Here is a 16674-nt window from a genome sequence, read left to right on the forward strand (position 1 = left end):
CCCATCCAACTCCTCATTCATCTTCTTCCCACTTCCCACCTTACTAGCATTTTCCTGATCAAATTGTACCCTTTCCAATGAAAATCAGTAATTTTTTCCATATTCTTCTCAAATTAATCCAGATAAGACCTAACAGGTTTTCGAAACCTGTCAGGAAAGCAAATTCTATTCTTACCTTATTATTAAACCAGAAAATCCGAAACCAAACGCTGTTTAAATCGGTCAATGGGTTTTAGATCAACATTAGTATCACCATTGAAAATATCAAATGGATCGTCCAGACCGCTGATTAATAAATACAGATAGCAGAATATAAACGTTATAGCCGAGGTCACCAGATAATCGGCAGAGGGACTTTTGAATTTGGTAATCAGCAGCAGTGACATCACTATGAACAAAATGCTCTGCAGCAAGGTATACGCCGGCTTGATGAAGTTGTTTCTCGAAATCGAATAGGCACGTGTGAGCTGTTTCCGCATTGCGTTGGTGTTTTCCTGAATGCCTTTTATGGCTTCTTTATCGACACCTCTTTCGGCAAAATAATAGGCAATCTCGTTGGACTTACGAATCAGCGGAAAAATAACCGTAGAATCTTTGCCACTGGAATAAATCCATGAAATAATACCATCGGTAATAGCAAGCATTTCCTGACGCAGCAAAGTGCTGTTTAATTCTTCTTTGCATAAATCCGTCGTCCCTGTTCTCGGTGCACGGAAAGCCAGGTAAATCCAGTCTTTGATTGCTTCAAGATTTGACGCTACTTCTCCCGGAATTTTTTCGCTTTCCTTAAAATCGGTCATTGTTGCGGCCAATAATAATCCGAACACAAAAAATGCTCCTGTAAAAATAATCGTAATATCCGACAGTTCTATCAAGTCATGAAAATCCTGCCCGTAAAGCGAAAGATGCTTGAAAACAAAATTTTTGATTCCCAATATAGCTATTGCGGCAATAAATGACTTCAGGATTATAGTTCTGTTGGATATAAACTTCATGGTTTGTTTTTTTTGGAAGCAAAGTAAGAAAAATAATAGATCGTTCCTTTCTTTTTTATCAAAAATCCAGCTGTTCTACCCTCTTAAACTGTCAATATTACTGCCCGGAATGTTTTGTCCCGATCTGCACTATTGATTTTTATCCAAAAAAGAATTGCTTGCTACTTTCCAACATAGTTAGGGCATCCAAAACATTTTTTATCCAGATTGAATTGATAAGTCAATGATAATTCATAAGTCCCTCCCGTTCTTCCAATGCTGGATGTATTAAAATCATAAGATACCCCCATGCGCAGGTGTTCGTACTGCAATCCTGTAAAAAAATTAACAGAGGTTAATAAATCATTATTTATGGTGTTTTTTGCAGGGTTTGTGACTGCTGTAAAACCAAAAAATATTTTTTCAAATAAAATGGAAGCACCTAAATCTAAACGATTATAATATCCCTGCTGCATATAATTGGATGTTACAAATAATTTTGTTGCATAAGGAAACAGCTGCACATCTATATAATCCGCCATGAGGAATTCGTAACCTGCGCTTAGAGAAAAAAATGTTTTTAAAGGTAAATTTTCAGTTTCGTTAAATGCAATATTGGGTCTGTTAAGGTGTTTTACAGATAAACCAATCCAAAGATCATCGGTATTAAAAACCATGCCGGCAGAAATATCAAAAAAAGTAATTTTATCATTTTTCAGCAATGGGTCAACGGAACTGGAATTATTTTTTCCTGATTTTATATTAATCTGGTCTTCAAGCAGTAAATTCTGGAAAGCAAAAGATTTTAAGCCAAATCCAGCTTCTATTGCCGGCCTGAAATCCCAGTCATCACTTATTCGTACTTTATATGCATAGTTTGCATTTATCTGGGTAAAATTGTAATTGCTGGTATTTTCTCTTTGGTTTAAAACACTTAGGCCAAATCCGCTATTCATTTTTTCGCTCCAGGTATTGACAAAAACATAATCAGTAGCAATTTTTAAATCTAAATCAGGCCATTGTTCTCTATGAATGATACCTGTATATGTTGTTTCCATAAAACCTGAAAAACCAGGATTTAATGTTTCGGGAACTAAAAAGTATTGCGTGAAAATAGGGTCTTGAGCTTTTGCCTCAGTATAAAAACAACTTGTAATAATTAGAATAAATAGTTTTAATTTCATTGTAAATGTGCTGCTTTTATTTGATTAATGTAAGTGCGCCTTTTTCAGTTATGGTATGATTATAGAAAGTCTTTGCCGTAACTTTAAAATAATAATTACCATTTTCGGCATCTGAACCTTTTATTTTGCCGTTCCAGCCTGCTATATTTTCACCACTTTCTGAATATATAATTCCTCCCCATGTGTCAAAAACTTCGAGAGTTATATTATTTAATCCCAGAAAAACAGGCGCAAATGTGTCATTAAAGTGGTCATTATTTGGTGTAAAGGCATTAGGCATAACTAAACTATATCCTTTTTCGACAACTATTGTGGCTGTATAACTATACTGACATCCGAATGGATAACTAACCAGCTGCTTTATTGTATAAGTTCCTTCTCTGGTATATATATGTGCTGGGCTTTCTTCATCAGAAAAATTCCCATCACCAAAATCCCATGAAATGGATGTAAAATCACCAGTCGCTAAATTAGAAAACAGTATAGGATCATAAATAGAGTAAAGATCATAAACATCCTTTCCATAAGAGCTTATAGAAAAATTGGCTTTCCCCAGAACAGGAGTATTTACATTATAAGGATAATCTGCTTTACATCCAAAACTGTCAGTTACACTAAATAATATTAATCCATTATTATTTGTATTCATGATTTCGCCATTTGTTCCTGTAACCACACCATCTGACCAGTTTAAAGTATAAGGTGGAATTCCCCCCTTTACATGTCCAACAAATGTCTGATGAACATATTTGGTATCACAATCAAAATCGGTTAAAACTTCTATGGATGGAGTTAATTGCTCGAATCTCGTAATTTTCCAGCTCTCTTCTTTTTTACAGCCATTTGCATCAATTACCTTAACAATATAGTTTCCAGGTATGAGATTTTCGAGGTCTTCGGTTGCAGTACCATTCGACCATGAATATAAAAATGGCTGAGTTCCGCCTGTAACAACTAAATTAATAGCACCTGTGTCGGCGGCAGTACAGCTTAGAGGATTGGACACTGTGGCTTTCAATTCTAATAACTGAGGCTCAACAATTAAATATGGCTCTTTAATTACACAGGATTTAGCATCGATAATAGTCACCGAATATTTTCCTGGCCCAAGGTTGTTTCTTTCAATTCCTGCAGCTGGATCATCATCCCATACTAATGAGACTGGCGCTTGCCCTCCAACAAGATTTAATCGGATATGCGCATCTTTCTCTCCAAAACAGGATATCTGTCTTACATCTGGATCTATTTTAAAAACCGGAGCGTTATCTATAATAATCGTAAATTCTTTTGGACAGCCTAATGCATCCATAATTGATATTATATAAGTACCCGCAGTAAGATTCTTTTGTACTAATCCAGATCCTAAATTACTCCATTTTATAATATAAGGATCACCTGTTGCAAACGGCACACCACCAGTTATGCTATTGATGGATATTGAAGCGTCTGAATAGTTGTAACAGGCTATTTCAGTTTTGGTATAATCAAGTTTAATTTCATCATTTTGATGAAGTGTAACCTCTAATTCATCAGTACAGCCAGAATTATCTGTAACAGTCAAATTATATGTACCAGCAGCTAAATTCCTTGGATTCTGAACATTACTATAAAAACCATTTGGTCCTGTCCAGCTATAATTATAGTTAAAAACGCCTGGACTTACTTCTGTAGCTCTTCCTCCAGTTGTTTTTACATTAATTTCTCCAGTGTAATATCCGTAACATAGAATATCAACCTGGCTCACAAAACTCAGCTCCAAAAGTGGCGGTTCATGAATAGTAAAAGTCTCTTTGAGAATATTACAATTGTTGGCTTCGGTTATAGTAACTCCATAAACACCTGGTGACAGATTTCTGAGGTCTTCGGTAGATGCTGCATAAGGGTTCCCGTCTTTTGTCCACACATACTTATAAGGGATATTTCCACCACTTGTATTTATTTCAATTTTTCCATCATTCAATCCATAACAGCTTATGTCATTTTTATATCCCGAGAATTGAAATTTATCTGGTTCTGCTACATAATAACTTTTTGAAAATGGACAATTTCCGTTGTCATAAATTATTAAATTATAATATCCTGATTTTAAATTAGAAATATCCTTATCAGTACTTGAAAACCCGTTAGGACCAGTCCAGGAAAAAGTATATGGGTTTCCTGTTGTAAAAGGAATTCCACCAGTGACACTTAGATTAATTGCTCCATCACTAAGCCCAAAACAGCTTACTTTTTTTATACTTTCTCCAGCATCTATTAATGGATCGACGGTTACTGTAATAGTAAAATCGGGTCCAGGACATAATTTTGATATTGGAGATACTGTGTAAGTAACTGTTGCTCTATTAGGCGTATTATTTGTTAATGTCTGGCTGATACTGGTTGTTGGAGATGACTGTGCAGAAGCTCCGCTTATAGATCCAGCAGGAGATATTACCGGCATTGACCAAACAAATGTAGTTCCCGCCGGGACATTATCTGTTCCATTACTGACTGGCGTTACTGAAAAGCTGTTACCGCTGCAGATTTTTTCAGTTTTAGGTTTAATAACTGGTGAGAGTACTAAATCTACAGAAAAATTCCTTGACTGAGTTGCTGTTCCGCAACTATTACTAACACTAAAAACTGCTTGATAATTGCCACTCTTGGTGTAATTTATTGAGCCAGGGTCAAGCGATGTAGAAGAGGATGGCGTGCCGCCTGGAAAACTCCAAAGATAAGTTAGTTCCGATGCAGGAGCACAGCTTTCAACAACTGCTCCCACAGGTTTTATAGTTGCAGAATTACAATAATCCGAAATTGGGCTTAATGTAATTACTGGTTTTTTCTTCACTTCTATTGCTCTTGAAGTATACTGATATACTCCACATGAATTTAATGTTCTTAGCTGCAGCTGATACGTTCCTGGAATACCAAAATTAATAACTGGATCTTTGGAGTACGGCCCCGTTCCATCTGCAAAAGACCACTGTCCTTTTCCCTTTCCACAAAAGCCTTCGTAATAATTTATTACTTCCCAATAATAACTTTCAGTGCCACAGCTCAAACTTGTATTGGTAGTATTCTTTATCTGAACATTTTCTGAAGCACATGCTTTTGAATACGTAAATTGGGGCTGCAGCACCGGTTCTACGCATATAGTCTGGGTATACGAATTACCAATTCCGCATGGTGTTTCGGCAGATAACTTAATCGTATATGTACCCGGTTTTGTATAAACATGACTTGGATACACCTCCCTTGATTTTGAACTTCCATCGCCAAAATCCCAAGTATAGACATTATAAGTACTACAGTCATTTGTATATCCTGCTCTGGTAGTATTACTAAAAGATATCGCCGTATTAACACATGCAATAGGATTTACGTTAAAACTTACCTTAGGGACATCCAAGATAACAATAGGACCCGCAGTTAGATAGGTGCTTCCGCAAGAAGTGGATATCGTCAATGTAACAGTATTTCCATTAGGGCAATTATACTGCGTAAATGTATGTGGTACCGGAAAATTTTGTGATGATACAGGATTAGACGCATTATAGTATGGAGAACTCTCTAACTGTGCTTGAGTATAGTTTTGCACAGTACCATCACCATAACTAACCTGATAATTGGTATCAGAAGGATTTAGAGCCCATGATCCTATTGCAAATTCCATAGGAGCTACCGGAACACACAAATTTGTCGTATTTCCTGGAGCAATAAGTGCCCCAATTGGATTATTAGAATTTTTAACAATATAGGTAATCGAATTTTCGCAAGCGCTGGAACCTAATGCCGTTACCACCATATTAAAAGATCCCAATTTCATATAAGTATGTGATTTAGGAAAAGTTACGCTGGTTTCGATATTGCCATCTCCCCAATCTACACTGTACGAAGAAATACAAGCAGCCGAGCTAGAAAGATTACCTAGTTTAATAGTATATTTAGGATCTGAATTATTGTCACCACATTTTTCAAAAGGTGTAGTGGAACCCGTCGCAGCATTTAAATTAGTAAATTTCAATTCTGGTTTTTGCTTTACTGCAACAGTTTTTGTAATACTGTTAACTTCGCCATTTTTATCAGTAACTGTTAATTTTACAGTAAAATTTTGAGATCCGCATCCGGTTGCACTAAATATGTGATTAGGATTATTATCTATAGAAGTTGTTCCATCTCCAAAATCCCATGCATACTTAAAAGGACCACTCCCACTCACCGTTGAAGTAAATATAATGGGAGTACCAGAACAGCTTCCATCACTAGTGAAACTAAAATTTACATTGGGTGGAGAGACAAGATATTTAAAACTTGTATAACTGTAATCACTCGTATTGGCAGAAAAACCATAAATTGAAAACGTATTTATAAAAAGAAAAATAATGCAGCAATAGTAAAGTTGTTTCATTGATTATGTCATTAATTTTGGTGTTCAAAAGTATACTTATTTTTAATAAAATAAAGATTACATCTCGACTTTTTTTAAAAAAAATTAATACATACATTCTTCCATTAAATCGTAACTATTCCGCAATCAATCCGAAGGCGTATTTTATTTTATTACGTATAAATTACTATTAATTAAACAATTAATTATTTGAGTGATAAAGCTGAAGCAAAAAAGACAGTCTGACATTAAAAATTATTGTTTCTTATGGCTTTTTATAATCCCAGATAATATCTCAAGGATTTCGGCATTAAAAATTATTAAAAATCTGCTGCAATTATACTGGCCAAAATCTTTTTTAATATTAATAGATTCAATTTCTGCTGCAGCCAAGTGCTGGTATAAATAAAAAATACCCTGCATGCATAATATTTTACCAGCCCCTTATTTTAAAGGACTTTTTTAATTATATTTATAAAAAAATAAAAAAAAATAAATTTTATTATGCATGCATAGTATTTTTTTTATTACATTTGAAATCGATATAGTAACTTATGAAAAACAAAACACTAGATTATATCCTAAGAGCAACATGGCAGGCCGTATCCAGAATGTACAACGAAGAGGCCAATAAATATGATGCAACAATGGCAACCGGATTTGCATTATTAAGTATTGACAGAGAGGAAGGTACACCATCTACCGCATTAGGCCCAAGGATGGGAATGGAAGCAACAAGCCTGACGAGAACACTGAAATCGATGGAAGAAAAAGGATTAATTATTAGAAAAAAAAATCCTGATGATGGCCGGGGAGTGTTAATATATCTAACCGATTTTGGGAAAGAAAAAAGAGAACTTTCAAAGAATACTGTTTTGAAATTCAATGAATCTGTAAGACAGCATGTATCGGAAGAAAAGATCAACAATTTCATCGAAGTTGCCGAAATTATCAATGAACTAATTCAGAATAAAAATATTTTTAACCAACAAGAAAATAATGAAACGCACCATTAAAAAAGTAGCAGTAATCGGATCCGGGATCATGGGTTCAGGGATTGCCTGTCATTTTGCCAACATTGGGGTCGAAGTTCTGCTTTTGGATATTGTTCCAAGAGAGCTGACCGATGCAGAAGCCAAAAAAGGGCTTACGCTTGAAAGTAAAGCTGTTCGCAACCGAGTGGTAAACGAGCATTTAGCCAACTCATTGAAATCGAAGCCCTCTCCTATTTACAGCCAAAAATTTGCCAGCCGGATCACAACTGGAAACACCACAGATGATATGGCTAAGATTGCCAATGTAGATTGGATTATCGAAGTGGTTGTGGAGCGTCTGGACATCAAAAAACTGGTTTTTGAGCAAATCGACCAATTCAGAAAACCGGGAACTTTGGTAACATCCAATACTTCTGGTATTCCAATTCATTTTATGAGCGAAGGACGCAGTGAAGATTTCCAAAAACATTTCTGCGGTACTCACTTTTTTAACCCAGCGCGTTACTTAAAATTATTTGAAATTATTCCAGGGCCAAAGACTTCTGCTGAAGTTTTGGATTTCCTAACAATATACGGAGAAAAATTCTTGGGTAAAACTTCGGTTGTTGCCAAAGATACTCCAGCATTTATCGGAAACCGTATTGGTATTTACGGAATCCAGAGTTTATTCCACTTGGTGAAAGAATTGGGGTTGACTATCGAAGAAGTTGATAAATTAACTGGACCGGTTATTGGCCGTCCAAAATCAGCAACTTTCAGAACTGTGGATGTGGTTGGATTAGATACTTTGGTGCATGTTGCCAACGGAATCTATGAAAACTGCCCTACAGACGAACAGCATGAATTGTTCAAACTTCCGGATTTTGTAAGCAAAATGATGGAAAACAAATGGCTTGGTTCTAAAACCGGTCAGGGATTTTATAAAAAAGTAGATAAAGATATTCTTTCTTTAGACTTGGATACTTTAGAATACCGCGCTGCAAAAAAAGCCAATTTTGCAACGCTTGAATTAACAAAAACAATCGATAAACCTATCAACAGATTTAAGGTTTTGGTTAAAGGAAAAGACAAAGCAGGCGAATTCTACAGAAAGAGTTTCGCCGGAATGTTTGCTTATGTTTCCAACCGTATTCCTGAAATATCTGATGAATTATATAAAATAGACGATGCCATGAAAGCCGGCTTCGGATGGGAAAATGGTCCATTCGAAATTTGGGATGCCATTGGTGTTGCCAATGGAATCGAAATCATGAAAGCCGAAGGTCTTGAGCCTGCAGCGTGGGTAAATGATATGATTGCGTCAGGAAGCAGCAGTTTTTATACTGTAAAAGAAGGAGCAACTTATTTCTACAATATTCCGACAAAATCACAGACTAAAGTTCCTGGACAGGATGCATTTATCATCCTGAACAACATTCGCGAAAGCAAAAAAGTCTGGAGTAACAGCGGTGCTATTATCCAAGATTTGGGTGATGGAATTTTGAACTTAGAATTCCAATCCAAAATGAATACTATTGGCGGTGATGTTTTACAAGCGATCAATAAAGCGATAGATTTATCCGAAAAAGAATACCAGGGTCTGGTTATCGGAAATCAGGCAGCGAATTTCTCAGTCGGTGCCAATATCGGAATGATCTTCATGATGGCAGTTGAGCAGGAGTATGACGAATTGAACATGGCGATCAAAATGTTCCAAGACACAATGATGCGCGTTCGTTATTCTTCAATTCCAGTTATTGTTGCACCTCACGGAATGACTTTTGGAGGCGGATGCGAAATGAGTCTGCACGCTGATAAAGTGGTTGCCGCTGCCGAAACCTATATGGGATTGGTTGAATTTGGTGTTGGAGTCATCCCTGGCGGAGGCGGTTCCAAAGAAATGGCGTTGAGAGCTTCCGATTTATTCCGTAAAAATGATGTGGAATTGAATGTACTGCAGGAATATTTCTTAACTATCGCTATGGCAAAAGTATCGACTTCCGGTTACGAAGCTTTTGACACCGGGCTTTTACAGCACGGTAAAGATATTATTGTAGTAAACAAAGATCGTCAGATTGCCGAAGCCAAGAAACATGCGTTATTAATGGCCGAAGCGGGTTATACGCAACCAATCAGAAGAACCGATGTGAAGGTTTTAGGAAAGCAGGCATTGGGAATGTTCTTAGTGGGAACTGACCAGATGGAAGCTGGAAAATACATTTCAGAGCATGACAAGAAAATCGCTAACAAACTGGCTTACGTTATGGCCGGAGGTGATTTGTCCGAATCTACTTTGGTATCCGAGCAGTATTTACTGGATATTGAAAGAGAAGCTTTCTTGTCTCTTTGTACTGAAAGAAAAACATTGGAAAGAATTCAGTATATGTTAACTAAAGGGAAACCGCTTCGTAATTAGAAAATAGAACTAAGAATACAGAAAATAGATTTCAGCCAACGACTAAAGTCTATTTTCTATACTCTATATTCTCTACTCTTAAAAAATTAAACAAATGAAAACAGCATATATAGTTAAAGCATATAGAACAGCAGTAGGCAAAGCGCCAAAAGGGCTTTTTAGATTCAAAAGACCTGATGAACTGGCTGCCGAAACCATTCAGTACATGATGAATGAACTGCCTGATTTTGACAAAACCCGTATCGATGACGTTATGGTTGGAAACGCCATGCCGGAAGCAGAACAAGGTTTGAACGTGGGGCGCTTAATCTCTCTGATGGGATTAAAAGTAAATGATGTTCCTGGTGTTACCGTGAACCGTTATTGTGCATCGGGATTGGAAACTATCGGAATGGCAACTGCCAAAATCCAGTCAGGAATGGCACATTGCATTATTGCCGGAGGAGCCGAAAGCATGAGTTATATTCCGATGGGAGGTTATAAACCTACTCCTGATTACGCTGTCGCAAAAGCTGGACACGAGGATTACTACTGGGGAATGGGACTGACATCCGAAGCAGTGGCGAAACAATTCAATATTTCCCGTGCAGATCAGGATGAGTTTGCTTTTCAATCGCATAACAAAGCATTGAAAGCACAGGCTGAAGGTAAATTTGACAAACAGATTGTACCTATCACAGTAGAACAGACTTTTATTAATGAAAATGGTAAAAAAGAAACCAAATCTTATGTTGTAAACAAAGACGAAGGACCAAGAGCAGGAACTTCATTGGAAGCATTGGCTGGTCTTAGAGCAGTTTTTGCCGCTGACGGAAGTGTAACTGCCGGTAACTCTTCACAAATGAGTGACGGTGCCGCTTTTGTACTGGTTATGAGCGAGGAAATGGTAAAAGAATTAAACCTTGAACCTATAGCCCGTTTGGTGAATTTTGCCTCTGCAGGTGTTGAACCAAGAATCATGGGAATCGGTCCTGTAAAAGCCATTCCTAAAGCATTAAAACAAGCAGGATTAACTCTAAATGACATTGACCTAATTGAGTTGAACGAAGCTTTTGCATCACAGGCATTGGCTGTAACCCGCGAACTGAACCTAAACCCAGACATTATTAATGTAAATGGAGGAGCGATTGCCCTAGGTCACCCGCTGGGCTGTACCGGAGCTAAACTTTCTGTTCAATTATTCGACGAAATGAAACGCAGAGGTAATAAATATGGAATTGTGAGTATGTGTGTGGGAACTGGTCAGGGAAGTGCGGGGATTTTTGAAGTTTTATAGACAAGTATTCGTTTAGTTTGTCATTGCGAGGAACGAAGCAATCTCGCTAACAATTATGCAAAGTTAGATTTTGCAAATGTGATTGCTTCGTTCCTCGCAATGGCAGGATTGGGAAATAAAATCATAAATAAAAAGATATAAAAATTAAAATAATAAAGTCATGAGCGACAAAACTAGAGGTGGTCAATTCATCGTAAAAGAAACAAAATGTGAAGACATCTTCACCCCAGAGGATTTCAACGAAGAGCAGCTGATGATGCGTGACTCTGTAAAAGAATTTGTGGACAAAGAAATTTGGCCGAACAAAAACCGTTTTGAAAATAAAGATTATGCCTTTACCGAAGAATCCATGCGTAAAGCGGGAGATCTTGGTTTCTTGAGCGTAGCCGTGCCTGAAGCTTATGGCGGAATGGGAATGGGTTTTGTCAATACCGTTTTGGTTTGTGATTATATTTCGGGGGCTACGGGGTCGTTCTCTACTGCTTTTGGGGCTCACACTGGAATTGGGACAATGCCAATCACACTTTACGGAACTGAGGAACAAAAACAAAAATACGTACCAAAATTAGCTACAGGCGAATGGTTTGGAGCTTACTGTTTGACTGAGCCAGGAGCGGGATCTGATGCGAATTCTGGAAAAACAAAAGCTGTTTTGTCGGAAGACGGTACTCATTATAAAATCACAGGCCAAAAAATGTGGATTTCGAATGCAGGTTTCTGTTCACTTTTCATCGTTTTTGCACGTATTGAAGATGATAAAAACATCACAGGATTCATTTTGGAAAACACAGCCGACAACGGAATTTCATTTGGGGAAGAAGAACATAAATTAGGTATTCGTGCTTCCTCTACCCGTCAGGTATTTTTCAATGAAACAAAAGTTCCTGTTGAAAATATGCTGTCTGAAAGAGGAAATGGTTTCAAAATCGCCATGAATGCCTTGAATGTTGGCCGTATCAAATTGGCAGCAGCCTGTCTGGACGCACAGCGCAGAGTAATCACTGGTGCTGTTCATTATGCTAATGAAAGAGTTCAGTTTAATACCGCCATTTCAAGTTTTGGCGCTATCCGATCTAAATTGGCAGAGATGGCAACTTCCTGTTACGCAGGAGAAAGTGCTACCTATCGTGCTGCAAAAGATATCGAAGACAGAATCACTGCCCGTGAAGCTGATGGCGTTTCTCACCAAGAGTCAGAATTGAAAGGTGTTGAAGAATATGCTATCGAATGCTCTATCCTGAAAGTAGCCGTTTCCGAAGACGTTCAAAACTGTGCTGATGAAGGAATTCAAATCTTCGGCGGAATGGGATTCTCTGAAGACACACCTATGGAAAGTGCCTGGAGAGACGCGCGTATTGCCCGTATCTACGAAGGAACAAACGAAATCAACAGAATGCTTTCAGTTGGTATGTTAATCAAAAAAGCTATGAAAGGCCACGTTGATTTACTAGGCCCTGCATCTAAAGTACAAGAAGAATTAATGGGAATTCCGTCATTTGACACTCCTGATTATTCTGAGTTGTTTGCCGAGGAAAAAGAAATGATTGACAAACTGAAAAAAGCATTTCTTATGGTTGCCGGCGGAGCTGTTCAAAAATATGGTCCGGATCTGGAAGGACACCAGCAATTACTGATGGCAGCTTCGGATATTTTAATCGAAATCTATATGGCCGAAAGTGCCATTTTGAGAACCGAAAAACTAGCCAAATCAAATGGTGCCGACAAAGTAAAAGAACAAATCGCTATGGCGCAATTGTACTTGTACCAAGCCGTTGACATCGTTACTCAAAAAGGAAAAGAAAGCATTATTTCTTTTGCCGAAGGCGATGAACAGCGTATGATGCTAATGGGATTACGCCGTTACACAAAATACACCAACATGCCGAATGTTGTTGGCTTGAGGGAAACAATTACCTCAAAACTGGTTGCTGAAAATGCTTACTGTTTCTAAATATTTACAATCTTTTTTAGTTTTTATTTGTTTAAAAAGCCACAACTGTTCCTGAATGACAGTGTGGCTTTTTATCGTTTTGGGATTTTCTTTATTTTAAGAAATCAATTTTTAGCTTTAATAATTTTACTATAGAGCAGTTACACTTTCTATTTACGAACTATTTTATCTAATTTGATTTTAATAACCAATGTAGAATCAGGAGATACATTACTTGGATAGCTCTTTCTTTTCACCAAAAAGTGTGGCGCAATGAGTTCACGGACTTCGCCTGCCTGCATTTCTCTTAATCCTTCATCTACAGCTTGTGTTGCTTGATTGCCGCCTATTAAAACTTTGACAGGCGAAGCTGAATTGTAATTAGAATACAAAACAGTTCCATTTCTATAGCTGGTAGTTTCATAAATAAAAACTTCATCTCCAGCTTTGGCCTTAATTCCCTCCCCTTTTTTTAAAATTCTATATTGCAATCCCGATGCTGTGGTTACAATTTTATTGGCACAATTTGCAAAAATAAACAGCAGAAGAATAAGACTTACAGATTTCATAATTAAATTTTACTTTTGATTCATCTATAAACAGACACAATACTATTTACAAAAAAAAAATACTGATTAACAATACATTACGAAAATAATCAAATTTTATCAAGAAATAGAGCAAAAATATAAAACCAGTCAATTCACTAGACAGCTTAGTCTGTCAACTTACGCTTCATCATTATGTCTATCTGTTCATCGCTGCCAAGTTTAAAAATATGCTTATCAAACTCCACGAAACCATTTTTGCTGTAAAAACGTATTGCTTTATGGTTTTCTTCCCAAACTCCTAACCAAACGTATGCTGTGTTTTTTTGTTCCGCAATTTCGATGGCTTTACTGTACAGCTGCTGACCAGCTTTTTTGCCGTGAAACTCCTTAACAACGTAAATTCTCTCTATTTCCAGAGCTTTACTATCTTGTAATTCTGTTTGAGATTCGCCAAAGTTTACTTTTAAATACCCAATAACATCTCCATTTATAGTCGCAAAATAAAATTCGGAGTTATTGTCATTCAATTCTGCGAGCAGTTTTTCTGTTGAAAAACCTTCCTCCAAATACCTTTTCATGTTCTCTTCCGAATTCGACTCTGAAAATGTTTCCTCAAAAGTCTGTCGACCTATATCCTGCAATGCTTCCAGATCGGCTGCCGTTATTCTTCTTATGATTATATTATCTATCATGTTACTATTATTAAGGGGTTAATTAAGCCTCCTTTTCGGATTTACCTAAACATTCCCAAATACAAGACCATTTTTAAATTAAACCAATTGCCCAAATCTATTGTAGCAAGTGTTAGCGGTTCGGTTTTATTTTCATTAGTTTTTCAGTTTCAGAATTATAAAGCTCAACACCTTTTGAAACTTCTTCATCGTAATAAATTTCGTCTATGCCTATGTAAATTAGTTTGTTGTCATCATTCAAATTTTCATTTTTCATTTCCGCTAATTTTATAGGTTCTTTTCCTCTAATTAAGCATAAGTAAATTTTTTTATCAAAATTCGCTTTAGCAATTTCAACTATTCGCTTGTAAATTATTTCATTAATTTCAGGATAACATATTCCTCGAAAGCATTTTCTAATTGAGCATAATTCTTCAGTTGGATAAAGTGGATATGCTTTGGGTCGTTCTAATTTGCTTAAGTTTTCATTACAATAACTATAATATTCATATTGAATTGTTCCTTTTGGTGGAATTTGTCCAAAAGAAATGGTTATAAACATAAATGCAATAATGATTTTGATGATTTTCATTTCTAATGTTTTCATTTTTTCGATTTCTACCAAACTGACCGCTAACTACCGCATATGCGCTACAACGCATAATTCATTCATCAAATATAATGATTTGTCTCACATTTTGTCCGCTTTATTTTATTATAAATTCTCACAGGGTTCCGAGCTGGAGTTCCAGTTTAGGAATGATTGCCTCTTTCTTTGCAAATTGTTCTTTTTTGTACCGTTTAGGGGGTAAAACAGGTGCTAGACTATACCGTTATACCCCCCTATGCCCCTTGTTTTAGGGTGTATTACCCCTTATAAACATCCCTTACACCCCTTGTTTTAAGGTGTATTACCCCCTATAAGCATCCCCTATACCCCTTGTTTTAGGGGGTATAGGGGGTACAAAACAGGGGTTTTACTCCCTGTTTGAGGGAGTTAAGCCCCTGATAATGGGGAGATATACCCCCTATTTATAGGGACATTGCGGTGTTTTTCAGGGTGTATCACGGCATAAAACCCTCCCTATCACACCCTTTTTTCATCCCCTCCAGTAACAAAAAAAGCCCCATATTGAATAATGGGGCTGATTACTATTTTGACGGCTGTAACTGTACTAGAAATGAGTTGACTGGTGGCACACTATTATTATTCTTTCACATCATTTTCGACTATAATTTTATTTGGTGTATCGTCCATCCAGGCCACAAATAATTTATAGCCAATGGAAAACACAATTGGCCCTACAAACAGCCCAATGAATCCAGACATCATGAATCCGCCAATTACTCCAAGAAAGATTACGAGCATAGGTACCATTGCGCCTTTGCCCAATAATAATGGTTTTAGAACATTGTCTGAGAGTCCGCTCAGGGCAAAAAACACAGTCCATAGCAAAGCTGCGGTGGTATTGTCTAACGAAAAAAGATAAGCAACTACTCCAAGGTTGATGATGATGGGACCTACTTGAATGATCGATAACATTAAAGATAAAACCGTTAGCACTCCTGCAAAAGGTACGCCACACCCAAAAAGCCCAACGGCTTGTATCAGTGTCTGGATTATGGCAACGCCTAGTATTCCTTTGACCACCTGATACACAGTAGATACTGATATGTTTAAAAACTCATCGCCCGAATCGCCTGCAATTCTCCTGATAAAATTGATCGCCAGGTCTTGTGCGCTGGTCGAAACCATCAATACTCCTGCTATAATTACGGAGAGAATAATGGAGAGCAAAGAGCCTATTGAACTTGCTACCTTGCCCAGCAGCACCTTGGACAATTCTACAATTTGCGCTTTATATTCGAGCATGCCTTTCTCCATATCAGTAGATAGGGCATACAGAAAATTATAGGCTTTGTCGCCTATTATAGGCCAATCCTTGATGTTTTGCCCTGGCGTTGCGACTTTGATCGTTCCGTTTTCGACACCAGTTTTTAACTCTACAACTGTTGATGTTACGGAATTAAAAAAAGCTATTGTCGGCAAAATAATAACTGCCAAAATAGCAGCAGTAATAATAAATGAAGCCAGGCTTTTGCGCCCTTTCAGTTTTTTCTGCAAAAAGTTAAATCCCGGATATAGCACAATTGCCAATATAATGGCCCAAAGGATAGGCATCATAAAAGGCAGCAGGAGCTTAATACAGAATCCCAAAATAAGGAAAACGATCCCTAACTGCAGAATGGTTTCGAAGATTTGCTTGTTTTTGTTTTCGGTGTACTCTTTCATATCGGTTTTTTTTTGATGGTTTTTGGTTTATTGTTT

Annotated in this window: 11 protein-coding genes; 4 read left to right on the forward strand and 7 right to left on the reverse strand. The window is 37.1% G+C overall.

Annotated elements, in window-relative coordinates; genetic code table 11:
• Positions 1–182: 182 nt before the first annotated feature.
• The 3 genes from ABEG11_RS04240 to ABEG11_RS04250 all read right to left on the reverse strand — a co-directional run bounded on the left by ABEG11_RS04240 (position 183) and on the right by ABEG11_RS04250 (position 6548).
• Positions 183–995, reverse strand: coding sequence for a hypothetical protein (locus ABEG11_RS04240; protein WP_348822954.1), 813 nt, complete (start codon positions 993–995; stop codon positions 183–185).
• A gap of 161 nt (positions 996–1156) precedes the next feature.
• Positions 1157–2158 carry a PorP/SprF family type IX secretion system membrane protein gene (locus ABEG11_RS04245; RefSeq protein WP_348822955.1) on the reverse strand — a complete coding sequence of 334 codons (1002 nt, stop codon included), beginning with the start codon at positions 2156–2158 and terminating at the stop codon, positions 1157–1159.
• Between the two features lie 16 nt (positions 2159–2174).
• Complete coding sequence (locus ABEG11_RS04250; RefSeq protein ID WP_348822956.1) at positions 2175–6548, reverse strand: PKD domain-containing protein; 4374 nt, start codon at positions 6546–6548, stop codon at positions 2175–2177.
• Between the two features lie 533 nt (positions 6549–7081).
• On the opposite strand from ABEG11_RS04250, the gene ABEG11_RS04255 reads away from it, so the two are divergent.
• From ABEG11_RS04255 to ABEG11_RS04270, 4 genes are all read left to right on the forward strand, one after another.
• Complete coding sequence (locus ABEG11_RS04255; RefSeq protein WP_348822957.1) at positions 7082–7543, forward strand: MarR family winged helix-turn-helix transcriptional regulator; 462 nt, start codon at positions 7082–7084, stop codon at positions 7541–7543.
• Positions 7527–9917: a 3-hydroxyacyl-CoA dehydrogenase/enoyl-CoA hydratase family protein gene (locus ABEG11_RS04260; protein WP_348822958.1), complete on the forward strand. Its 2391-nt coding sequence runs from the start codon at positions 7527–7529 to the stop codon at positions 9915–9917. The genes ABEG11_RS04255 and ABEG11_RS04260 overlap by 17 nt, the downstream gene beginning before the upstream one ends.
• Before the next feature lie 94 nt (positions 9918–10011).
• Complete coding sequence (locus tag ABEG11_RS04265; RefSeq protein WP_348822959.1) at positions 10012–11193, forward strand: acetyl-CoA C-acyltransferase; 1182 nt, start codon at positions 10012–10014, stop codon at positions 11191–11193.
• A gap of 160 nt (positions 11194–11353) precedes the next feature.
• Entirely contained in the window at positions 11354–13144 is a 1791-nt protein-coding gene (locus tag ABEG11_RS04270) for an acyl-CoA dehydrogenase FadE (protein ID WP_348822960.1), read from the forward strand.
• 149 nt (positions 13145–13293) lie between these two features.
• On the opposite strand, the gene ABEG11_RS04275 is transcribed toward ABEG11_RS04270, so the two are convergent.
• From ABEG11_RS04275 to ABEG11_RS04290, 4 genes are all read right to left on the reverse strand, one after another.
• Positions 13294–13692: an FKBP-type peptidyl-prolyl cis-trans isomerase gene (locus ABEG11_RS04275; protein ID WP_348822961.1), complete on the reverse strand. Its 399-nt coding sequence runs from the start codon at positions 13690–13692 to the stop codon at positions 13294–13296.
• A 146-nt stretch (positions 13693–13838) separates the two neighbouring features.
• A complete protein-coding gene (locus tag ABEG11_RS04280) occupies positions 13839–14363 on the reverse strand; it encodes a GNAT family N-acetyltransferase (RefSeq protein WP_348823115.1) in 525 nt (174 codons plus the stop codon).
• Between the two features lie 115 nt (positions 14364–14478).
• Positions 14479–14952 (reverse strand): hypothetical protein, encoded by a 474-nt coding sequence (locus ABEG11_RS04285; RefSeq protein ID WP_348822962.1) that lies wholly within the window; start codon positions 14950–14952, stop codon positions 14479–14481.
• 600 nt (positions 14953–15552) lie between these two features.
• Positions 15553–16638, reverse strand: coding sequence for an AI-2E family transporter (locus ABEG11_RS04290; RefSeq protein WP_348822963.1), 1086 nt, complete (start codon positions 16636–16638; stop codon positions 15553–15555).
• Positions 16639–16674 lie beyond the last annotated feature (36 nt).

Source organism: Flavobacterium aestuarii (assembly GCF_040049115.1).
Classification (GTDB): Bacteria; Bacteroidota; Bacteroidia; order Flavobacteriales; family Flavobacteriaceae; genus Flavobacterium; species Flavobacterium aestuarii.